This is a genomic window from Paucimonas lemoignei, assembly GCF_004342585.1.
GTDB classification, from domain to species: Bacteria; Pseudomonadota; Gammaproteobacteria; order Burkholderiales; family Burkholderiaceae_D; genus Paucimonas; species Paucimonas lemoignei.
This window is the reverse complement of record NZ_SLZQ01000018.1, coordinates 1-21283: the sequence shown is the minus strand read 5'-3', so window position 1 is coordinate 21283 and position 21283 is coordinate 1. Positions and strand designations below refer to the sequence as shown.

The 21283-nt window shown below is 53.2% G+C and carries 21 protein-coding genes; 10 read left to right on the top strand and 11 right to left on the bottom strand.

Annotation, left to right across the window (positions count from 1 at the left end; translation table 11 throughout):
- Positions 1-22 precede the first annotated feature (22 nt).
- The 4 genes from EDC30_RS18220 to EDC30_RS18205 are packed head-to-tail and all read left to right on the top strand — an operon-like array spanning position 23 to position 6860.
- Positions 23-472, top strand: coding sequence for a pyridoxamine 5'-phosphate oxidase family protein (locus tag EDC30_RS18220; protein ID WP_132260291.1), 450 nt, complete (start codon positions 23-25; stop codon positions 470-472).
- A gap of 35 nt (positions 473-507) precedes the next feature.
- Positions 508-3156, top strand: coding sequence for a magnesium-translocating P-type ATPase (gene mgtA, locus EDC30_RS18215; protein ID WP_243656855.1), 2649 nt, complete (start codon positions 508-510; stop codon positions 3154-3156).
- A gap of 23 nt (positions 3157-3179) precedes the next feature.
- Positions 3180-4163: a zinc-dependent alcohol dehydrogenase family protein gene (locus EDC30_RS18210; RefSeq protein ID WP_132260327.1), complete on the top strand. Its 984-nt coding sequence runs from the start codon at positions 3180-3182 to the stop codon at positions 4161-4163.
- Between the two features lie 21 nt (positions 4164-4184).
- A complete protein-coding gene (locus EDC30_RS18205; RefSeq protein WP_132260290.1) occupies positions 4185-6860 on the top strand; it encodes a bifunctional acetate--CoA ligase family protein/GNAT family N-acetyltransferase in 2676 nt (891 codons plus the stop codon).
- 37 nt (positions 6861-6897) lie between these two features.
- Here the strand turns inward: EDC30_RS18205 and EDC30_RS18200 are convergent, their stop codons facing one another.
- On the bottom strand, positions 6898-7836 hold the full coding sequence (locus tag EDC30_RS18200) for a diguanylate cyclase domain-containing protein (protein WP_132260289.1): 939 nt from the start codon (positions 7834-7836) through the stop codon (positions 6898-6900).
- Positions 7837-8128: 292 nt separating this feature from the next.
- Here EDC30_RS18200 and EDC30_RS18195 point away from each other — a divergent pair, with 292 nt between their 5' ends.
- The gene (locus EDC30_RS18195; protein WP_165973874.1) at positions 8129-8821 is read left to right on the top strand and encodes a DUF305 domain-containing protein; all 693 of its coding nucleotides are present in this window, start codon (positions 8129-8131) and stop codon (positions 8819-8821) included.
- A 50-nt stretch (positions 8822-8871) separates the two neighbouring features.
- Here EDC30_RS18195 and EDC30_RS18190 read toward each other — a convergent pair whose 3' ends face one another.
- From EDC30_RS18190 to EDC30_RS18180, 3 genes are read right to left on the bottom strand one after another with little or no spacing between them, the layout of a single operon-like run.
- A complete protein-coding gene (locus EDC30_RS18190; protein ID WP_132260287.1) occupies positions 8872-9315 on the bottom strand; it encodes a protein tyrosine phosphatase family protein in 444 nt (147 codons plus the stop codon).
- Between the two features lie 29 nt (positions 9316-9344).
- Positions 9345-10094, bottom strand: a complete 750-nt coding sequence (locus EDC30_RS18185; protein WP_132260286.1) for an MBL fold metallo-hydrolase — start codon at positions 10092-10094, stop codon at positions 9345-9347.
- 22 nt (positions 10095-10116) lie between these two features.
- Entirely contained in the window at positions 10117-10530 is a 414-nt protein-coding gene (locus EDC30_RS18180; RefSeq protein ID WP_132260285.1) for a hypothetical protein, read from the bottom strand.
- A 218-nt stretch (positions 10531-10748) separates the two neighbouring features.
- On the opposite strand from EDC30_RS18180, the gene EDC30_RS18175 reads away from it, so the two are divergent.
- From EDC30_RS18175 to EDC30_RS18160, 4 genes are read left to right on the top strand one after another with little or no spacing between them, the layout of a single operon-like run.
- On the top strand, positions 10749-11072 hold the full coding sequence (locus EDC30_RS18175) for an ArsR/SmtB family transcription factor (protein ID WP_132260284.1): 324 nt from the start codon (positions 10749-10751) through the stop codon (positions 11070-11072).
- Positions 11069-11500: a YeeE/YedE family protein gene (locus tag EDC30_RS18170; RefSeq protein ID WP_132260283.1), complete on the top strand. Its 432-nt coding sequence runs from the start codon at positions 11069-11071 to the stop codon at positions 11498-11500. The genes EDC30_RS18175 and EDC30_RS18170 overlap by 4 nt, the downstream gene beginning before the upstream one ends.
- Positions 11501-11509: 9 nt before the next feature.
- On the top strand, positions 11510-11947 hold the full coding sequence (locus tag EDC30_RS18165; protein ID WP_132260282.1) for a YeeE/YedE family protein: 438 nt from the start codon (positions 11510-11512) through the stop codon (positions 11945-11947).
- A 2-nt stretch (positions 11948-11949) separates the two neighbouring features.
- Complete coding sequence (locus tag EDC30_RS18160; RefSeq protein ID WP_132260281.1) at positions 11950-12750, top strand: sulfite exporter TauE/SafE family protein; 801 nt, start codon at positions 11950-11952, stop codon at positions 12748-12750.
- 202 nt (positions 12751-12952) lie between these two features.
- On the opposite strand, the gene EDC30_RS18155 is transcribed toward EDC30_RS18160, so the two are convergent.
- The 4 genes from EDC30_RS18155 to EDC30_RS18140 form a co-directional block, all read right to left on the bottom strand.
- The gene (locus EDC30_RS18155; protein WP_132260326.1) at positions 12953-13282 is read right to left on the bottom strand and encodes an antibiotic biosynthesis monooxygenase family protein; all 330 of its coding nucleotides are present in this window, start codon (positions 13280-13282) and stop codon (positions 12953-12955) included.
- Positions 13283-13351: 69 nt separating this feature from the next.
- Entirely contained in the window at positions 13352-13972 is a 621-nt protein-coding gene (locus EDC30_RS18150) for a LysE family translocator (RefSeq protein ID WP_132260280.1), read from the bottom strand.
- A gap of 32 nt (positions 13973-14004) precedes the next feature.
- Positions 14005-14361, bottom strand: coding sequence for a cupin domain-containing protein (locus tag EDC30_RS18145; protein WP_132260279.1), 357 nt, complete (start codon positions 14359-14361; stop codon positions 14005-14007).
- 98 nt (positions 14362-14459) lie between these two features.
- Positions 14460-15098: an FMN-binding negative transcriptional regulator gene (locus EDC30_RS18140; RefSeq protein WP_132260278.1), complete on the bottom strand. Its 639-nt coding sequence runs from the start codon at positions 15096-15098 to the stop codon at positions 14460-14462.
- Between the two features lie 142 nt (positions 15099-15240).
- On the opposite strand from EDC30_RS18140, the gene pdxR reads away from it, so the two are divergent.
- Complete coding sequence (gene pdxR / locus EDC30_RS18135) at positions 15241-16758, top strand: MocR-like pyridoxine biosynthesis transcription factor PdxR (RefSeq protein ID WP_132260277.1); 1518 nt, start codon at positions 15241-15243, stop codon at positions 16756-16758.
- A 204-nt stretch (positions 16759-16962) separates the two neighbouring features.
- On the opposite strand, the gene EDC30_RS19845 is transcribed toward pdxR, so the two are convergent.
- The 3 genes from EDC30_RS19845 to EDC30_RS18120 are packed head-to-tail and all read right to left on the bottom strand — an operon-like array spanning position 16963 to position 21206.
- Positions 16963-17427, bottom strand: a complete 465-nt coding sequence (locus tag EDC30_RS19845; RefSeq protein ID WP_243656854.1) for a copper-binding protein — start codon at positions 17425-17427, stop codon at positions 16963-16965.
- 15 nt (positions 17428-17442) lie between these two features.
- Positions 17443-20595: an efflux RND transporter permease subunit gene (locus tag EDC30_RS18125; protein ID WP_132260276.1), complete on the bottom strand. Its 3153-nt coding sequence runs from the start codon at positions 20593-20595 to the stop codon at positions 17443-17445.
- Entirely contained in the window at positions 20592-21206 is a 615-nt protein-coding gene (locus EDC30_RS18120) for a copper-binding protein (RefSeq protein ID WP_481348064.1), read from the bottom strand. The genes EDC30_RS18125 and EDC30_RS18120 overlap by 4 nt, the downstream gene beginning before the upstream one ends.
- Positions 21207-21283 lie beyond the last annotated feature (77 nt).

Sequence of the window (21283 nt, the reverse complement as noted above, 5' to 3'; positions counted from 1 at the left end):
AATTTGGATGAGGAGAGTTGCAATGGATCAGGCCAATAAGGATTTCATCATGAATGTCATGGCGAATGCCAATGATTTGACTCTGGCGACGATCCGTCCAGACGGGTATCCTCAGGCGACGACAGTGAGTTTCGCCTATGACGGCCTAACACTGTATGTAGGCGTAGGAAAGAATAGCCAGAAAGCGCAGAATATTCGCCAAAACAATAAGGTGTCGCTGACGATCAATAACGCATATAAAAACTGGAGTGAGATTAAAGGATTGTCGATAGGTGGCATTGCAGAGGTGGTAAGTGATCCCCGGGATATTCAGCAAGCGATCGATTGCCTGCTTGCGCGCTTTCCAGAAGCCGTTGAATGGGCCGAGACCGGCCAAAAAGACCAAGTGGCTTTCCTCAAGATTCGTCCTCAAGTGATTTCTATGTTGGACTATACGAAAGGTTTTGGCCACACGGAAACGATTAAGGCATAAATCGCGTAAATGCCCTCGCCGGTGCAGCAATAACCGTGGCAACTCCGCCAGCAGCACATTTGATAGCTCGTCATTCCTCAGAGTTTGGAAGGGGAGAATTTGTCGATGGCAAGCACCCGTGGTGGCGTTATCCCCTAGATAAAAACATTGCCGCGCTCGACACAAGCCGGGAAGGATTATCGCCTACTCAAGCAGAAGAACGGCTTTCACGTTTCGGGCTGAACAGCTTCCGCGACCACCCTCGTCCCCATCTGTTCCTACAGTTCATTCAAAGATTCAATAGTCCATTGATCCTGCTTTTATTGTTTGCGGGTGCAATTTCTGCCGCCACAGGCGATGCCGTTGGCTCTGCAATCATTGCCACGATGGTATTGCTAAGCGTATTGCTCGACTTTATTCAAGAACATCGTGCCGAGAGAACGGCGGAGAAACTGAAACAGTCCGTGGCGCTGCATGCTACCGTAATTCGCGGCGGAAAAGAGCAGGACACAGATGCGCGACTAATTGTGCCGGGCGATATTGTGGTGCTACGCGCCGGTCAGTTGGTTCCAGCGGATGGCAGAGTGTTGTCGGCGCAGGACTTTTTTATCCAGCAGGCGGCAATTACCGGCGAAGCCTATCCGGTAGAAAAAAATTCCCACATCGTTCCTGCTACCGATGAATTGCATGATGCCGCAAATGCGGTATTTATGGGTTCCAGTGTCATCTCAGGACAAGCGACAGTGCTAGTTTGCGCGACCGGTTCGCAAACCGAGATTGGACACGTGGCACAGGCCGTTACCGAACGAAGGGCGGAAACCGCATTTGAGCGGGAAATCCGCCAGTTCGGCATGCTCATCCTGCGCATTACCATAATGCTTGTTGGCTTTGTCGTCGTAGTCAACCTGATTATGCAACGGCCGCATCTTGAATCATTTATGTTTGCGTTGGCGCTGGCAGTCGGGCTGACGCCGGAATTACTGCCCGTGATCGTTACTGTCACGCTTTCGCGCGGGGCCTTGCGTTTGTCCGGGAATCATGTGGTGGTCAAGCGCCTGTCAGCCATTCATGATCTCGGGGCAATCGATGTTTTTTGCACGGACAAGACTGGCACACTGACAGAGGGAAGTATCCGGCTGGAGTGCCATCTCGACATCCATGGCAAATCAAGCGAAACGGTATTGCGCTATGCATGGCTGAACTGTTTCTTTGAATCCGGGCTGCGAACGCCGCTGGAAGATGCCGTGCTGGCGCATGAATCAATTGATGTATCCGGATGGCGGAAACTTGATGAAGTGCCGTTTGACTTCGAAAGGCGCCGCCTGTCGGTGCTGCTGGCATATCATGCCCAGGACGGGGAACGCCGGTGGCTGATTTTGAAAGGCGCGCCATCGGACGTGCTGGCTCATTGCACCTCGGTTTGTCTGGACCCCGAACATCTGGAGGTTAGTGCCGTGCCGATGGATGCTGGCCTTCTAGCTCAGGTGCACAGTCAGCTGAATTCCCTGGAAAAGGATGGCTTTCGGACGCTGGCGGTGGCGGTCAAGGAGATGCCGCTCGACCGCGATCATGCCCGGCTGGAAGATGAGGACGAGCTGACACTGATGGGATTTTTGGCCTTCCTGGATCCGCCCAAACACAGCGCGACGGCCGCGATGGAAAAGCTGGCTCAGTATGCCGTGAAAGTCAAGGTTGTGACAGGCGATAGCGAACTCGTAACGGAATATATTTGTAAATCGCTGAAGTTGCGGGTTTCCGGAGTGCTCATGGGGCAGGAACTCGCGCAGATGGATGATGCGACGCTGCGCAACCGGGTCGAATCGGCTGACTTGTTTTGCCGGGTCAATCCCATGCAGAAAAACCGGATAATTCTGGCATTAAAAGCCAATGGACATGTCATCGGCTATCTGGGCGACGGGATCAATGATGCACCTGCGCTTCACAATGCCGACGTCGGCATTTCTGTCGATACCGCAGTCGACGTCGCGCGCGAAGCTGCCGATCTGATCCTGCTTCAGCAGGACCTGGGCGTGATAGCCGGTGGTGTATTGGAAGGACGTCGCACCTTCGGCAATGTACGCAAATACATCATGATGGGTGCCAGTTCGAATTTCGGCAACATGTTCAGCATGGCTGGCGCGGTGCTGTTCCTGCCATTTCTGCCGATGCTGCCCGTGCAAATTCTGCTGAATAATATCTTGTACGACCTGGCTGGCACTGTCATTCCTTTCGATAAAGTGGATAAACGGGAGATGACCATGCCGCAAAAGTGGGACATGTCATTCCTGCTGAAATTTATGTTGATCCTGGGGCCAGTAAGTTCGCTTTTCGATTTTCTGACTTTCTATTTACTGCTCCATGTAATGCATGCAAACGAGCAAATGTTTCAGACAGGATGGTTCGTCGAATCCCTGGCAACTCAGATACTGGTGATTTTCATCATACGCACGAGCTTAAATTCATTCCAAAGCCGGCCACACCCAAGCTTGATCGTTATATCACTAGCGATTTTAGGCATCGCCATACTTCTTCCAATATCAAGCTTGGGGGCGTATTTCGGGTTTGTTCGTCTTTCCTGGCCGTACTACGGCGTTATCGGGGCGTTGGTCTTGGTGTATCTGGTCGTTGTAGAAGTGGCGAAGAAGATCTTTTACACGCATTTTGAGCCAAGTATGACTTCGAAACCTGCTTTTCATGTTCAATAAATTGTGAGAGGCCGCAGATGAATATGGTAGCCATGCAACTGGAGCAGGTCGGCCAGCCGCTTACATGCGTAAAGCTTGTGCTGCCCGTTCCGCGAGAGCATGAGATCCTGATTCAGGTCCGGGCTTGCGGAGTGTGCCGTACCGATTTACATATAGCGGATGGCGATCTTGTGCCGCACCATTTGCCGCTGACCCTCGGGCATGAAGTCGTTGGAACTGTTGTGGAGCGAGGGACGTCTGCACAGGAATTTGCGATCAATGACAGGGTAGGTGTGCCGTGGCTGGCCGGCAGTTGCGGTCATTGCCGGTTCTGCCTGGCCGAGCATGAAAACCTGTGCAACGATATTCGATTCACGGGATTTGACCACGATGGTGGCTATGCGGAATACTTGGTCGCGGATGCACGCTATTGCTTCCATGTCCCGGAGCGCTATGATGACATGCATGTCGCGCCGCTGTTATGTGCCGGCCTAATCGGCTATCGCGCTTACGCCATGGCAGGGGATGCCGAACGAATAGGCTTTTATGGCTTTGGCGCGGCGGCACATATCATCAGCCAGGTAGCACGGCATCGTGGACAACAGGTTTTTGCCTTTACACGGCCAGGAGACTCCCGTTCCCAAGACTTCGCCCGATCACTGGGTGTCACCTGGGCTGGAAATGCAGATGCCCGGCCGCCGGCCGAACTGGACGCAGCCATTATTTTCGCTCCGGTCGGGGCACTGGTGCCACAGGCATTGACTGTCACCCGCAAGGGAGGAACGGTGATATGCGCGGGAATCCACATGTCGGATCTGCCGGCTTTTCCCTACGCGATCCTTTGGGGAGAGCGCTCCGTGCGCTCGGTGGCGAATCTGACGCGGGAAGACGGCAGGGCGTTTTTCCAGATCGCGGATCACATACCCTTGAAGACGATGCCGATTCCGTTTCCGTTAACGCGTGCCAATGACGCATTGAACGCGCTGCGCGACGGTGCATTTGACGGCGCCGCCGTACTCATTCCTTAACCCCGAAAACGCATCCGTATCATGACCATTCGGAATCTGTTCCACTTATTCCACCCAAATTCGGTAGCGGTCATCGGCGCCTCGGATAGGCTGCATAGCGTAGGGGCGACGGTATTCAATAATCTGATCGCCGGTGGCTTTGCCGGGGATATTTTTCCCGTTAATTTAAAGCACAGTACTTTGGCAGGCAGGAAAGTGTACTCCCGGGTGGGAAAGCTGCCGCTCGCGCCGGATCTGGCAATAATTTGTACTCCGCCTGAAAGCGTACCCGGATTGATTCGTGAACTGGGCAAATGCGGGACCAGGGCGGCAGTAGTGCTGACTGCGGGTTTGACCGTGGTGACGGATAGGCAAGGTAATTCCATGCAAGAGTTGATGCTTGCCGCATCCAAACCTTATCTGTTGCGCATACTCGGTCCCAACTGCGTCGGTTTGCTGGTCCCGCATATGAAGCTCAATGCCAGTTTCGCTCATGTGAATGCCATTCCCGGAAAGATTGCCTTCGTTTCCCAATCCGGCGCCATGGTAACTGGCATTCTCGATTGGGCGAAATCACGCGGGATCGGCTTTTCGAAATTTATTTCGCTTGGAGATGGCGCCGATGTGGATTTTGGCGATTTGCTCGATTATCTGGCCGGTGATGGCGAAACGGAGTCGATCCTGCTGTATATGGAAGCGATCACCCATGCGCGCAAGTTCATGTCGGCGGCGCGTGCAGCCGCGCGCAGCAAACCAACCATCGTGATCAAGGCTGGCCGCATGTCAGAAGGGGCAAAGGCGGCAAGTTCGCATACCGGCGCCCTGGCAGGTTCCGATGAAGTCTATGACGCAGCCATTCGTCGTGCCGGCATGATACGCGTCTTGTCCACGGAGGAACTCTTCGATGCCGTCGAAACCCTGGCCCGCATGCGCCCGCTGAACGGCGATCGTCTGGCGATCCTGACCAATGGAGGCGGCCCCGGCGTGATCGCAACCGATTCACTGATCGAAGGGGGCGGGAGGCTTGCCGTGCTTTCACGGAAAAGCATGGAAAACCTTGAACGGGTCCTGCCGCCAAACTGGTCGCACAGCAATCCGGTCGACATCATTGGCGATGCCCCTGGTGAGCGCTATGCACAAGCAATGGAAATCCTGAACCAGGACCCGGAAGTTGACGCCACCTTGCTGATCCATGCGCCGACCGCAATCGTGCCAAGTGATGACATCGCCAGGATTCTGTCCCCGGTCGTACGCCATTCTTCCCGCAACGTACTGTCGTGCTGGTTTGGCGGGGACGCGGTGCTCGATGCACGGCGCAGCTTTTCGCAGATCGGTGTTCCGACCTATGAAACCCCGGAGAATGCCATCCGCGGTTTCCTGCAAATGGTTCGATACCGGCGCAATCAGGAACTCCTGATGCAGGTGCCGGCCTCAATCCCCAAGGCAGATCTTATCAATCGCGACTCTGCGCGTAATGTGATAAGGCTTGCCCTTTCATCCGGGCGCGAGATGCTGTCGGAGCCCGAAGCCAAGACCGTGCTCGCCGCTTATGGCATTCCGGTGGTGAAGACCCGGGAGGTTGTCACCGTAGACGACGCAGTGCAGGCTGCGGAGGCAATCGGCTATCCTGTCGCACTCAAAATACTGTCTCCAGATGTGATTCACAAATCTGATGTGGGCGGCGTGGCACTCGACCTGGATACCGGCCAGGCGGTGCGTTTGGCGGGCGAACTGATGATGTTACGTCTTCGGGAACTGATGCCAAATGCCAGATCAACGGGATTTTCAGTGCAATCTATGGCACGGCGTCCGGAAGGACGGGAATTGATTATTGGCGTCGCAACCGATTCCCTGTTCGGTCCAGTCATTATGTTCGGGCAGGGAGGAATCGCTGTGGAAGTAATCAAGGACCATGCGATCGCGTTGCCCCCACTCAATCAAGTACTGGCCGAAGACCTGGTGTGGCGCACACGCATCGCCAAGCTTCTTGGAGGTTACCGCAATCGTGCTCCTGCGGATATGGATGCGATCTATCGCACTCTGGTGCAGATCTCGGAACTGATCGTGGATGTTCCGGAAATCGTCGAACTCGATATCAATCCCTTGGTTGCCGATGCAGGCGGGGTGATTGCACTCGACGCGCGAATCAGAGTGCAGCCGGCATACCCGGAGAGCGTAGACCGGTTAGCGATTCGCCCTTATCCTTCCGAACTTGAGGAGTGGATTACGTGGCATGCCGAGCAGATCTTGCTGCGACCGATCAGGCCGGAAGATGGGCCAGCGCATCTGGAATTTTTTCACGCTTTGACTCAGGAAGATGTGCGCAACCGGTTTTTCGTCGCAATGAGAGAGCTGGAAGCGTCTCGGCTGGCACGTCTCACGCAAATCGATTACGACCGCGAAATGGCATTCGTGGCTATCAGAATGCGTGCTGACCGTGGCGCCGAGATGCTGGGCGTGTCGCGGTGCGTGGCTGATCCTGACAATATCAGTGCCGAGTTTGCGGTGACGGTGCGTTCAGATTTGAAAGGGCAGGGCCTTGGTACGATCCTGATGACAAAGCTGATTGGCTATTGTCATGCCCGCGAATTGCAGCAGCTCGTTGGCGAGACACTCTGCACAAATGTGAATTTGCTGCGCTTGGCGAATCGATTCGGGTTCAGTGTCAAGACATCGAATGATGGCAGTACGGTGCTGCTTAGCTTGCCCCTCAATTAGTCTACGACCATGATCCAACCTCAGGGCATTGGCTTTGTTAATGCATTTCAGACGCAACTGGCGCATAAAGCTGAAATCTGTTGCCGCCATCCTTTTTTGCCTGGTACATGGCCTGGTCAGCCTGAGCGAGCAATGCCTCCGGATCGTCCGAACCGTTTGGATATATCGCGATACCGATGCTTGCGTAGGTGTGAATGGTATGCCCGCCGAGTACGAACTGGTGGGACAGCACTTCCAGAAGCTTTCTGGCCAACGTCAGGACAACCTGGATATCATGAATCTCCGACACGAGTATGGCAAATTCATCGCCGCCAAAACGTGCAACCACATCATCTTTCCGGACGGCAGAGCGCAATCTTTCTGCGACTGCTACCAGGAGCGCATCCCCAACCGTATGCCCGAGCGTATCGTTAATAAGCTTGAACCGATCCAGGTCCAGGAATAGCAATCCGACCATTTGATGGTTTCGGCTCGCCTGATACATTGCCTGTTGTTGTTTGCTCAGGAAATATTCGCGATTCGATAGTCCGGTGAGAACATCATGGTAAGCAAGAAACGATTCCCGCTCATGCTCCTGGGAGCGCGGGGTAATGTCGTGCTGGATGGCTATGAAATGAGTGATATTGCCCTCATCATCAACCAAGGGCGTGATAATTTCGTCGGCCGTATACAGCATGCCGTCTTTGCGCCGATCTACCACAATACCGCGCCATGTTTTGCCTAGCAAAATTGTGTGCCATAAATCACTATAAAACATATGGCTTTGTTTGCCGGAATTGAGAATCGTGGGTGAAGAACCGATTACTTCAGCTTCAGTGTATCCCGATAAGCGACTGAACGCATCGTTTACCCAAACGATATGTCCTGCCTTGTCAGTGATGAAAACTGCATTGGCAATGCGTTTTAACGCCTTTGTCAACGTCTCTTCAGCAAGTGGTTGAGATTTTGGCCTGGAAAAAGAAGGTTCAGTTTGCATAGGAAGAATTCTTCAAAACGAGGGGAAGACCTCTTCAGTGCGACTACTACTGATTTGTAATTTAGTCGCATTTAGCAATAATGGAAACACTATTCGCAACTAAATGATTGGAATTCATCGTCGCGAAGTACGTTCAATCAGGCCCGCCAGATTTCATTTGCGTTAGCAGCTTTGCGTGGCCTCAAGTCCTAGATGAGCTCCAGACCTAAGCTAAATACGGGCCTTCCAACGATAGGTGTTGCGGCGTGACACTTCAATGAGCTGCAGCTGCTACCGTTTTTTACAGGCACCCATGTCTGCAGATATTAGCAAGAGGGGATGTATCGCAGGAGTGTTAATTTTGATGGGAATTCTTATGCCGACTTATAAAACACTGACAATTATGGTTGCAGCCTTGATATTGGCCGGCCCAGCCTCAGCACAAGGCCAAAGCGAATCAGGAACTCAATGGCCACAAACCGGCATGCATCAAGGTGGGCCTGGCATGCAACGCCACGCCAATCCGGATAAGGCTCCTGCGGATCAACAATTTCTGGATACCATGACAACGCACCACGCGCAAGGCATCAAGATGGCGGAGCTTGTTGAGTCCAGAGCGGCCCATGATGAACTGAAATCCTTTGCTAAAAAAATGATCGATGAGCAGCGTCAAGATATCAATCAAATGCAAGAAGTCAGGCAGAAGCTATTTGCAGATCAGGGAAGCGCTGCCAACATGCAAATGCCTGGTATGAGAGGGGCTATGAAAGGCAGACAAACAAGTATGCAAAAGCTCGAAAACAGCAAAGGTGAGACCTTTGACAAAATGTTTTTAGACATGATGACTCGCCATCACCAGCAAGCGATCAAGATCAGTAGCGCCATGATGCCAAAGTTTACCCATCAAGAAGTGAAGGATATGGCGGAGAAAATGAAAGCCAGCCAGCAGGAAGACATGAAAAAAATGGAGGCTTGGAAAAAACAGTGGAAAGTGACGCAAAAGTAGTAGGATTTCTAAGCGCTAACAAAAGCGACTTGTAACGCCATCACATCTGGTTATTTGGCAGGTGTGTGGTTCTCTGTTGCGCGGGCCACGAACTCGGCAAATTGGGGCGAACTTTGTAAATCAAATCCCATGGAATTCGCCGCTTCAAAGGTTTGCTCGGCATTCCAGTGATGCTGGGATGCGAGCTTTAACGCATACAGCGTCGCCGCCCGCGTCCCGATTCCGCAATGTAGTAGAAACGGACCTCGTTTGTGCTGCATGACTTCATCTAGCTGGCTAATCTGCTCCTTGGACAGCGACTCCTTATTGACGGGAATATTAGCGTAGTCCAGTCCGCAGCTTTTTGCTAGTTCCTCATTGGATGCAGACGTCTCTGCCGGCATGCGAAAATCAATCACTGTTGCAATGCCCCGTTGCTTGGCTTCCTTCAGATCTGCGGCCGTCGGCTGAGGGCCAATGAACACGTCTTCGCCAATCTGTTTGAACCGTTCCATGATTAATCCTTTCAATGCACTGAAGGCGGTTATCCTTGTGGACTTTCCGTCATTTGCTGACAGTATTTGTCCAGATTTTCGGGCAGATCACTTGGACAGACGCCGCATTGTTTATTGCCTGGCACCGCGTAATCAATAAACTTTGGGTATGGCAGATTCAGATTTGCCATAATCTCCTTAAATTCTTCGAGCGTTTTGTCCCCACCCAGGCGTGGATTGCGTTTCTTCTCTTGTGCGATGGATGACACGAAGCGATCTTTATAATCGTGCGCCGGGTAGACCAGCGTTTCATCCGGCAAGGTAAAGAGCTTTTCCCGCACGCTTTTATATAACGCATCCGCATCGCCGTTCTGAAAATCGGTTCGCCCGCAGCCTTCAATCAATAGGGCATCCCCGGTAAAAAGTCTATCGCCAAACAAATAGGCGAAATGACCATCGGTGTGCCCAGGAGTGTGGAGCGGCTGCAGCGTAATGCTACCCATTTGGAATGGTTTACCTTCCTCGATGCCGACGTCTGCGCAGGGAAGGCGGTCATGTGCGGGAACCGCAATCTTGCTGCCTACTTCCTTTTTCAGGTGCATGGCCGCAGTAATATGGTCGGCGTGAATATGGGTGTCGACGCTATAAGCAAGCTTCAATCCCAAACGATGGATTTCAGCGAGATCCCGTTCCATCGCTGAGATCACCGGATCAATCAGTATCGCTTGTCCGGTGTCTTCGCATCCCAGCAAATAAGTATAGGTACTCGATAAGGGTTCAAACAACTGGCGGAAAATCATGGCTACTCCCATTCAGAAAAAATCAGCGACGTGCCATGAGGTCTTTCAGCGCATACTTTTCGCGGTCGATTTCGCTGCGTGTGCGTATGCCGAGACGTCGCAGGATCGGTAAAGGCGGGCACCAGCCCTGTACGCCATGCTGAAACAAAAATCCCATCACCACCGCAGGCAAGGCAAGCCACTTTTTGTTCACGGTTAAGCTCAATGCCAAACCGGTCAATGCCAGCGTGGACGCATTGACTTCCAGGACCCGCTCTACATCCCATTCCTTATCCAACTCTTCAATGCGTTTCAGAATTGTCGAATGGTTGCTGTTGGCATAACGTTGGATATTGCTTTCTGTAACTCTGTCGATCCTGTCGTTGAGATCAATGGCGGTAGAACGCCGGACACGGTCAGCGCTGAATTTGGTGGGATCTTCTGCATACGTAAACATGCCAACCTCCAATCGAAGTAAATGTTATTCAATGGCTCAGCTTCGTCATTCATTGTGGAAAAGCGCTGCTTTACCTGGTGAGTCCGCTGCTCTGCAAAACTTCAGACATCACATTGAACTAAGCGGCTCCTTGCAACGTCTGATAAGATAATAATATATAAGTTCATATAATGTTTAAAGATCCCACCACCATGGTGGATACAGACTATTAAGGAAATATGCAGCAGATTGATTTGGCAGCCTTGCAGGCAGCAGCTTTGGAGGCAACAGGCCTATTAAAGGTCCTGTCGAACCCTGACCGGCTATTGCTTCTATGTCAAATGACGCAGGGCGAGTTTTGCGTGAGCGAGCTTGAAGAGTTGACTGGCGTCACGCAGCCGACGCTTTCGCAGCAGCTAACGGTTTTACGTGAGGAGCAACTCGTTATGACACGCCGGGAAGGCAAGCAGATTTACTACACCATCGCCAGCAAGGAAGCATTGGCTGTGCTGCAAGTCTTGTACGAGCTGTATTGCCATCGTGGTAAAGGAGCAAGGAAATGACTATAGATTGGGCAAACTTTACCCCATGGACATCGTTGGGCGGCGGCATCCTAATTGGATTGGCGACGGCGGTTTTCCTACTCTTTAATGGGCGTATCGCCGGTATCAGCGGCATTCTGGGCGGCCTGTTACGGCCCGTCAAAGGCGATATCGCTTGGCGCTTTGCCTTTCTGTTCGGGCTGGTGATCGCACCGGTTCTCTATGGATTAATCATCGGGCTTCCAGAAGTCCGCATTGATGCCAATACAACCACGCTGGTCTTAGCAGGTTTGCTGGTCGGAGTAGGAACACGTTACGGCTCAGGATGTACTAGCGGCCATGGCGTCTGCGGTCTGTCGCGGCGGTCGCCAAGATCGCTGGTGGCGACCGCCGCTTTCATGCTGGCGGGGTTCGCGACCGTCTTTGTTGTACGCCATCTTTTGGGTTAAGGAGTCATCATGCAACTCGTCATGGCATTTGTCACCGGCGTAATCTTCAGTATCGGCTTGATTATTTCCGGGATGACCAATCCTGCCAAAGTGCTCGGCTTTCTGGATTTGGCCGGCACTTGGGATCCATCGCTCGTATTTGTGATGGGAGGAGCGATCCTAGTTGCTTCCTTCGCCTTTCAATTTGCTTCTGACCGCGAAAAGTCCCTTCTGGGCGACGTCATGCGTATGCCGACGGCCACCCAGATCGACTGTCGCCTGGTGTTAGGCGGCATGACCTTTGGAATTGGATGGGGATTGGCCGGATATTGCCCTGGGCCTGCGCTGGCCTCGCTGGCGACAGGCAGTAGCAAGCCCTTGCTCTTCGTTCTCGCCATGCTCGCTGGAATGGCGATTTACGAGATCCAGGATCGGATAGGACTATCGAAGGCGTCTACGGCGAGCTAACCATGGCGGCTAATATCGGCTTGGGTTTGATTGTCGGTGCGATCATGGCGCTGACCGGCGCCGGCGGGGGCATATTGGCAGTGCCTTTATTGGTATTCGGCCTGCACATGAGTGTTGCTGATGCAGGTCCAATCGGATTGTTAGCCGTCGGTATCGCTGCCTTGCTGGGGACGGTATTAGGTCTGAAGGAAGGCGTTGTACGTTACCGCGCGGCGTTATTGATGGCGGCAATGGGCGTCGTACTGTCGCCAGTAGGCGTGTGGCTAGCCAAGCGCACCGACGCACAATGGCTGAGCGTGATTTTTGGCGCAGTTCTGTTATTCGTCGCCTACCGGACGTTCAGACAAGCCAACGAACCCGAACCGGCCCAGGGGATCGACTGTGCCGAGGCATTGCCTTGCGTGCGTAGCGCAGCCGATGGGCGCTTTGTCTGGACGAGTCAATGTGCCCGTGCTTTAGGCACCGCAGGTGCCGTCGCCGGGCTGCTTTCCGGGTTGCTTGGCGTAGGCGGTGGTTTCGTGATGGTGCCATGCCTGCGCCGCTATAGCGACCTGGATACGCAATCGATTATTGCCACCTCGCTGGCCGTAACTGCGCTCATTGCAGTGAGCGGTGTGATATTTAGCGCATCCTCCGGCAACTTTGACTGGTTGACCGCCTTGCCGTTTGCAGGGGGAGCGGTGGGGGGAATAATCATGGGGAAAATCATTTCTCACTCTCTCAAGGGAGAGCATTTGCAGAAAGGATTTGCAACGGTAGCGGTGGCGGTTGGAATTGGGATGTTAATTAAGGCTTTTATTTAAAGCTTCTAACAAGTTTTAAAAGGGAATGAGTTTCGTAATGCCTCATGCTGCCAAAAGCGAGTGCATTCCGTCCTCCCTTTGGCATCAGCCAGGTAGATCAGACTAAAGTATATTAAGGCCGCTGGGGTAATAGTACGCTTTGGGTCGGAAGCAGTCATTGGCAAAGGTCCGCTTCCGACCCGAAGCGGACATAACACGCAAATTAGGATGTGGAAAGTTTGGGAAGCAAATCTGCGAGCTTTGAATCGCCATATGTGCGTAGAACTTGGGAAATGACGACCTGATAGCCGGCGAGCCACTTGGATTGCTTTTCTTTTGCCTCTCGGTGTTTAGGATGCGAGACCAATTGTTGCAAGGCTTCTATAGATTCCCAGTAGTAGACGTTTGAGATCAATCCGTTGCTCGGGTTTTCCCAGGCTTCCTCTCCAATATAGCCGGGAATGGACTTGGCTACCGCTGCAATTTCTTCATCCAACTTATAAAACTCCTCGTCATATTGGCCTTTGGCGAAAATAAAGGTCGAGGAATAAATAGAGTTTGTGATTGCCATAGTGATTGATAGTCCGGAAATTATGAAGCTGGAATGAACAGTGTTTTAGCTCTAACTTTCTCGATTGGCTGCGGCCACAATCAATCCAAGAGAAAGCATGGTGGCTCCAGACACTCGTGACAGTAATCGCTCTCTTGTCGCTTTAGCTGTGCCAGAGGCAACGAAACGGTTTGCAGCAAGCACAGCCAACACATCTACCGCGGCATTAAGTAGGACACAAATCGTTCCGAGCAAAATGAATTGCGATGCCAATGCATGGTTGGCTGATACGAACTGGGGAATGAAGGCAAGAAAGAACATCGCAGTCTTTACATTGAGTGCCTCAACAAGAACGCCATCTCTCAGTGCCTTGCTTGTTCCTGCTCGCTCAATCGTTGGCAATTCCGTAGATGCAGCACGCGAGACAAGAATTTTAACGCCGAGGTAAATTAAGTAAGCCGCCCCAAGGTATTTCACGATGGTGTAGGCAAGAGCAGACTGGGCAAGCAGTAGAGACAGGCCTAGTGCAGCTGCCAAGACATGGGCCATTCCGCCAATGGCGGTGCCGATACAGGATGCAATTCCTTCTGCCCTTCCACCGGCAACTGTACGAGCTACAACATAGGCAATGCCCGGTCCGGGCGTAATGGCCAGGAGTGTCGCGGTGAGCAGGAAGGTAATGGATGGAAGCATGGCTTGGGTCCTGAATAAACCTTAAATTTTGGCTAACTTGTCTGAGCGTTGAATCTGTCGCTAGTGCTCAAAGCATATATCAACAAGAAGGTACAACCTGACGGGCTGATGAACTCAGTATCGTATGTGCCAGCAGGCGCAACGGTGGAGCATCCTGCGTGCAGCTTATGGCCGTTCTGCAGCACTTCGCCTTCTAACATGAACAAAAACTCTACGTCCGCATGCAAATGTGCTGGAAACGAGGCACCAGGCTGAAAGCGTACCAGCTGCATGGCTCGGTCATTGGCTTTTCCAAGGTTTTTCACCTCGACTCCCTGCGTGAACTTTGACGGCGTCCAGGGCAAGTCGGCATGGCAGATAAAAATGAAATCACGGTCGGTATCACTCATATGAGATCTCCTGCTTGTCGTGTTTCTTGGGATGCGCGCGTTGGTCCGAAGCTGCTAGGGTGACTGCTCGAGTCCAGATGGCTCGACACCGGTTGGAGTTATGCTGACTTGGTGTTAGCACAGGCCAACATGGCATCGCCAATCACACTATCACCTTGGGCCTTGAGCGCTTCGCCAGCACTACGTAGGTCACGTACTTCTCTGTTCTGACTCAGTTTTGACTTGCCGATAAGGCGTGTGATTTCAATTTCCAGACCCACGATTGCTTTGAGCTGGGTGTCAATGTAATCTTTGGGGCCATCGGTCATCTTCCAAGGCGTCGGCTGAGTAGCCTCATGGGTTCTGGTCAATCGGGCGACCACGCCACGTACGAAGCGCTCGTCGTCGCGGATGCTGATGCGCCCATAGGCATGGACTACCATGTAATTCCAGGTCGGCACCTGTTTGTGGAACTCCTGCTTGGACGGATACCAATTGGGCGAAATATAAGCATCAGCAGCCCGAAAAACTACCAGCACCTCATCGCCAGAAGCGACATCCTGCCACACTGGGTTGGCGCGCGCCACATGGGCAGTCAGCACACCCAACTCACCCTGCTGAGGATTGAGTTCAAAAGGAATATGGTTGGCATCTAACCCACTTGCACCATGTGTGACCAGCATGCCAAAAGGATGCTGCTTGATAAGGTCCTGCAACACTTCAGGGCGCGACTCGTTGAAATGGGCGGGTACGTACATATCGGTTCTCCTGACCTTGTGGCAAGTTCGCCGAGCTCTAGGCGCTTCCCTGCCGTTGGTTCATCGTATGGCCTGGATTATCGTTATTTTCTGGATTACCATGTAGATCCACAATCAGCATATTTTAGTAGGCCAGAATTACATGCCAAGGCGCCCCCAAGCCGTAGAATTACCGCCGATTAGCGGGCTGGACCGCACAAGCGGGCATCTTGGCCGCCAATTAACGCAGGCGCTACGCGAAGCTATACGTGCTGGCAACTTGAAGCCCGGCGATCTTTTGCCATCAACCCGACAGTTGGCCACTTCGCTCGGCATCGCGCGCGGTACAGTGCTGGAGGCATACGAGCAACTAGTCGCCGAGGGATTTCTCGATTCTCAGCCAAGAGCCGGCACACGCGTGACGTCAGCACTCGCCAAATCGCGCTCCACTGATAGAGGTTCGCAAAATCCAGTAGCCAATGCCGCGCCACCTGTACTGCCGACACCTGCAGCTGGCTTTGTTAAATTCGCGGAGCAATTCACGACACTCCCGCCAGTACCCTTTGCTGTTTCTGTTCCTATCGGGCCAGCGGCACCCGACGAAACGTGGAGACGGCTCGGCAACCGCATCCGTGCTCGCGGATCAGGTGCGCCGTCGGGCTACGACCATCCACAAGGCGTCAAATCTCTTCGGGAAGCGGTGGCCGCGTACGTCCGGAGGTCGCGCTCGGTGCAGTGCAGCGCTGACCAAGTCATCATCACGTCTGGGACCCAGCAAGGCTTGTACATTGCCTGCCAGGTTCTGCTTGGCGCTGGCGACCTGGCTTGGGTGGAAGACCCTGCTTACCGAGGTATCACGGGGATTTTTGAAAGCACTGGACGACAGGATCGTATGGTGCGCGTTCCGGTTGACGATGCCGGCATTGACGTTGAAACAGGCGTCGCCATGGCAAAGCATGCGCGAGCTGCATTCGTCACGCCTTCGCATCAATACCCCTTGGGGATGCCGATGAGCATGGGGCGCAGGAATGCACTGCTGGCTTGGGCGCAGAAGAACGGTGCCTGGATCGTGGAAGACGACTATGACAGCGAACTGCGCTATGCTGGCCACCCATTTCCATCACTGCAAGGACTTGCACCGGATCGTGTGGTTTATCTTGGCACCTTCAGTAAGATCCTTTTTCCGTCCCTACGCCTTGGCTATGCCATCGTCCCTGACGCTTTGGTGCCGGCTTTCTGCGGTGCGCGCTTGCTCATGGATAGACATGCACCAAGCGCCGACCAGCACGTCCTCGCTGCTTTCATTAACGAAGGCCATCTTGACCGGCACATCCGACGCATTCGCAGTGTGTACGCTGACCGGCGAAGTCAGTTGATAAGCATGCTCAATCGATGGATTCCCCAGGACCTGGGATGGTTGCAGCCGAGTGATCAGGGCATGCACCTGGTGCTCTGGCTAGCGAGTGACATAATCGACACCCTGCTAGCTACACGCGCTATGGAGGCGGGAGTCGCTGTGCGCGCTGTGTCTCCAATGTATTCTCAGGGCAATGGTCGTTCGGGGCTGGTTCTTGGTTTAGGCGGGTTCAGCAACGAACAGATGGAAGCAGCGGTTCGCGCCCTTGCTGTAATCATTAGGTCGCTGAGAAAAACCAAACCACGCACCCGCGCTATTTCATGAAAGTTCGCTAGAACGCGTGACGTCGTTGCCGTGAGGACGCGTACGTCCGCTTCTGGCCGAAAGCAGACTTTTCGTATTAAGACTTTTAGCTGCGCAAATTAGTATGCCAAATACTGGCCACATTGATGTGAATACGCAATCAACCAGGTGAAGGAAGACGGTTGAGCTGAAATGGGCTAACGTCCCAACTGCCTGAATTACCGTCTACTTGCGAACAACCAATGAAGTGATTGTCGCTTCATTGTCAATGAATTCGGCAGTGAATCTAACCTTGTCGCCTACCTTCACCTTAGCCAATAATGAGGCATCCCTTACAGGAAAAGGCATGGTCATAGGCCCCATCTCAATGGTCGCACTTTTGATAGGGCCATGCCTAAGCGTGATGCTTCTGTTTTCCTTATCCACCTCTTCTACTACTCCATCGCTCATGGCTAGAGGCATCTTGACTTGATTGGGCCGGCAACCCATCTCCGCCGCATTCTTGTCAGGATGGGAGCTTCCACAAGCCTTCCTCGTGCTGTCAACTTCCGCAGACTTATTTCCTTTTTCTTGGCCCGCAAAAGCACTCAAGGCAAGCGCAACGACGCCGCATGCTGCGGCAATTTTCAGAAACGAGTTCGGCAAACTTTCCTCTATTGGCAATAAAAAAGTCAATACCGCAGCCAGCACTCAAACTTGTGCTTGTTAATATGACTGGCCAGTGCCAATTCTACGCAGCTTGCGCTCTTGCAGGAGCCGCCAAGCCGCAGGAATGACAAATAACGACAACAGCGGAGCGGTAATCATGCCGCCAACCATCGGTGCTGCTATCCGCTGCATGACCTCCGAGCCTGCTCCAGAACCATACATAATCGGCAATAAGCCAGCCAGGATGACTGCTACAGTCATTGCTTTGGGTCGTACACGCAGAACAGCCCCTTCGCGTATGGCATCCATAATCAACTCCTTGCTTAGGGATTGCCCAGCCTGTAGTCGATGATGAAGAGAGTTACGTAGATACACCAGCATCACCACGCCGAATTCTGCCGCCAATCCGGCCAAGGCAATGAAGCCGACTGCCGTCGCAATGGACACAGCATGCCCCAGAAGCCAGATAAACCAGAAGCCGCCGATAAGGGCAAATGGCACGGTCAACATGAGCAATAACGCTTCAGACGTAGACCTGAATGCCAGATACAACAGAATAAAAATGACAGCCAAGGTCAATGGAATCACCGTCTGAAGCTTGGCCGCAGCGCGCTCCATATACTCGAACTGACCTGACCAGCCAATTGAGTATCCAGCAGGGAGCTTGACCTCTTTGGCAACCGCTTCTTGCATGGCCTTTACAGCAGTCCGCAAATCGGTGCCGCGCACATCCACATAAACCCAGCCAGAAAGACGTGCGTTCTCGCTGCGAATCATTGGCGGACCATCGTTCACCTGGATGTCCGCCACGTCACCAAGGCGAATCTGGGCGCCGCGCTCCGTTACGACTGACAATTCCCGCAGCGATTGGACAGAATTGCGATAATCCTGCGGATAACGGATGTTAATCGGGAAGCGTTGTCGCCCATCAATCACTTCGCCAACGTTTTCTCCGCCAATCGCAGACGACACGACGGATTGCACATCGGCGACGGAAAGCCCATAGCGCGCTGCGCGTAACCGGTCAATGTTGACATCGATGTAGCGCCCGCCACCAACACGCTCTGCCAATGCAGACGTTACGCCTGCTACGGGTTTCACGGCAGCCTCAATTTGCTGCGCAATCTTATCGATTTGGGCCAAATCCTGTCCGGACACCTTAATCCCGACCGGTGTCTTAATGCCGGTCGAAAGCATGTCAATACGATTGCGTACAGGCGGTACCCAAACATTGGAAAGACCGGGCACCTTCACGACGCTATCAAGTTCTTCCACCAGCTTTGCCGGTGTCATACCAGGGCGCCACTGGTCACGAGGCTTGAACTGGATGGTGGTTTCGAACATTTCCAGCGGTGCCGGGTCGGTTGCCGACTCTGCCCGCCCAGCTTTGCCAAAGACGGTTTGCACCTCGGGTATTGTCTTGATGAGCCGGTCCGTCTGCTGCAGCAGCTCGCTGGCCTTGGAGGCAGACAAGCCGGGTAGCGCCGAAGGCATATACAGCAGGTCCCCTTCATCCAGCGGCGGCAAGAATTCACCGCCAAGACGAGACAGCGGAATGACCGTCAAAACTAGCGCGACAACAGCGATGCCAATGGTCGCGACTGGGTGCCGCAAACTCGTCTCCAGTAAAGGGCGATAGGCGTGTATCAACACCCGGTTGATGGGGTTGGATGCTTCACTAGGAATACGTCCACGGATGAGGTATCCCATTAAGACAGGCACCAAGGTGATTGCCAATCCGGCGGCTGCTGCAAGCGTGTAGGTTTTGGTGTAGGCCAACGGCGAGAAAAGCTTGCCTTCCTGAGCTTCCAAAGCAAACACAGGGATAAAGGACAAGGTCACGATGAGCAGCGAGAAAAACAAGGCTGGTCCAACCTCGATAGAGGCTTCGGCAATCAAGGACCAACGTTCTTTGCCTTGAAGCTCCCGCCCTGGATGGTCATGCTCGTATTTTTCCAAGTGCTTATGCGCATTTTCAATCATGACAATCGCTGCATCGACCATGGCGCCAATGGCAATGGCGATACCGCCTAGTGACATGATATTGGCGTTGACACCCTGGTAACGCATCACGATGAACGCGGCAAGTACGCCTAAGGGCAGTGACACAATGGCGACAAAGGCGCTGCGCAGGTGGAACAGGAAAATCGCACAAACAATAGCAACGACGATGAATTCCTCGATGAGCTTGTTGCGCAAGTTCTTGACTGCAGCGTTAATCAGATTAGAACGGTCGTAGGTTGCGACGACTTCAACACCTTTCGGAAGTGAGGTCTGGAGCGTCGCCAGCTTGGCTTTGACGGCATCAATGGTTTCCAGCGCGTTCTTACCGGAGCGCATAACCACCACGCCGCCAGCCACCTCGCCTTCACCATTCAGCTCGGCAATACCACGGCGCATTTCCGGCCCAAGACGTACAGTGGCGACATCCCTGAGCATAACGGGCGTACCTGCCTCATTGACCGATAGCGGGACATTGCGGAAGTCTTCCAGGGAGCGTAAGTATCCCCGGGAGCGAACCATGTATTCTGTTTCGGCCATTTCCACAACCGACCCGCCAGATTCTTGATTCCCTTTGGATAGGGCATCCATCACCTTGGTATGGGAAATGCCGAATGCACGTAGCTTGTCCGGGTCAAGTACGACTTGGTACTGTTTCACCATGCCGCCAATGCTCGCCACTTCAGAGACATCAGGAACCGTTTTCAGCTCAAAGCGCATGAACCAGTCGTTCAATGCCCGCAATTGGCTCAGGTCATGCTGCCCCGTACGGTCTACCAAAGCGTACTCATAGACCCAGCCTACGCCAGTGCCATCCGGGCCGAGCTCGGCTCGTACCCCTTGCGGTAGCCGGCTCTGCACTTGATTGAGGTATTCCAGTACGCGAGAGCGTGCCCAGTACAAGTCCGTGCTGTCATCGAAGAGCACATAGACAAAGGAATCACCGAAGAACGAGTATCCTCGGACAGTCTTCGCTCCTGGCACTGCCAATAAGGCGGTGGTCAACGGGTAAGTGACCTGGTCTTCGACAATTTGCGGTGCTTTGCCTGGATACTGAGCACGTATGATGACCTGGGTATCCGACAAGTCGGGAAGGGCATCCAACGGTGTCTTACCAAGCGACCACAGCCCCCATCCGGCCACCGCGACTGCGGCAAGCAATACCCAGAATCGGTGAGCGATGGATTCACGAATAATTCGAGAAATCATTTGTGGCCTCCATGAGATGGCGACACGCTTTCAAGCACGTATCCCTCGTCAGTCTCCTTGAAGGAAAAATGGATTTCCTGTCCCGCTTTGATTTCTGGGAATGCGTCAGGACGAGGCTTATCGAAATCCATTGTCATTGCGCCCCATTTAAGTTCCGGGATGGCATTGTGAGAGATAGTGAGCGCCTCGGGCGTCACCTGCTCAACTTTGCCAACCGCCTGAAAAATAGCACTGGTCTTGGCTGCAGGCTTGGTATCCGGTTTATCTTGATTACCCGAGAGTTTTGGAAGGACGGATTTCAGGTTCGCCTCGGAGTCGATTAGGAACTGGCCGGACGCGACGACCTTTTGCCCTTCACTCAAGCCACTCAGTATTTCGGTATCGCTGCCGATGTCCCGGCCGGTCGTGACAACCACAGGTTGCATGGCATTGTTTTCTCCTGCTACCAGGACAACGAAGCGTTTACCGCTTGTAATCACTGCTTCAGTGGGAACAAGAAGGCGGGAAGCCGGCTTGTCTGTACCTAGGCGTACGCGCATGAGCATGCCGGGAATCAGGCTGCCATCCCGGTTGTCTAGTTCAAGGCGTGCCTGTGACCTGCTACCCGAGATTAGTACGGACTTGATGTAGAGTCTGCCTCTTGGGAGGCAGTATGAAGAAGCGATTCACCGAAGAACAAATCATTGGC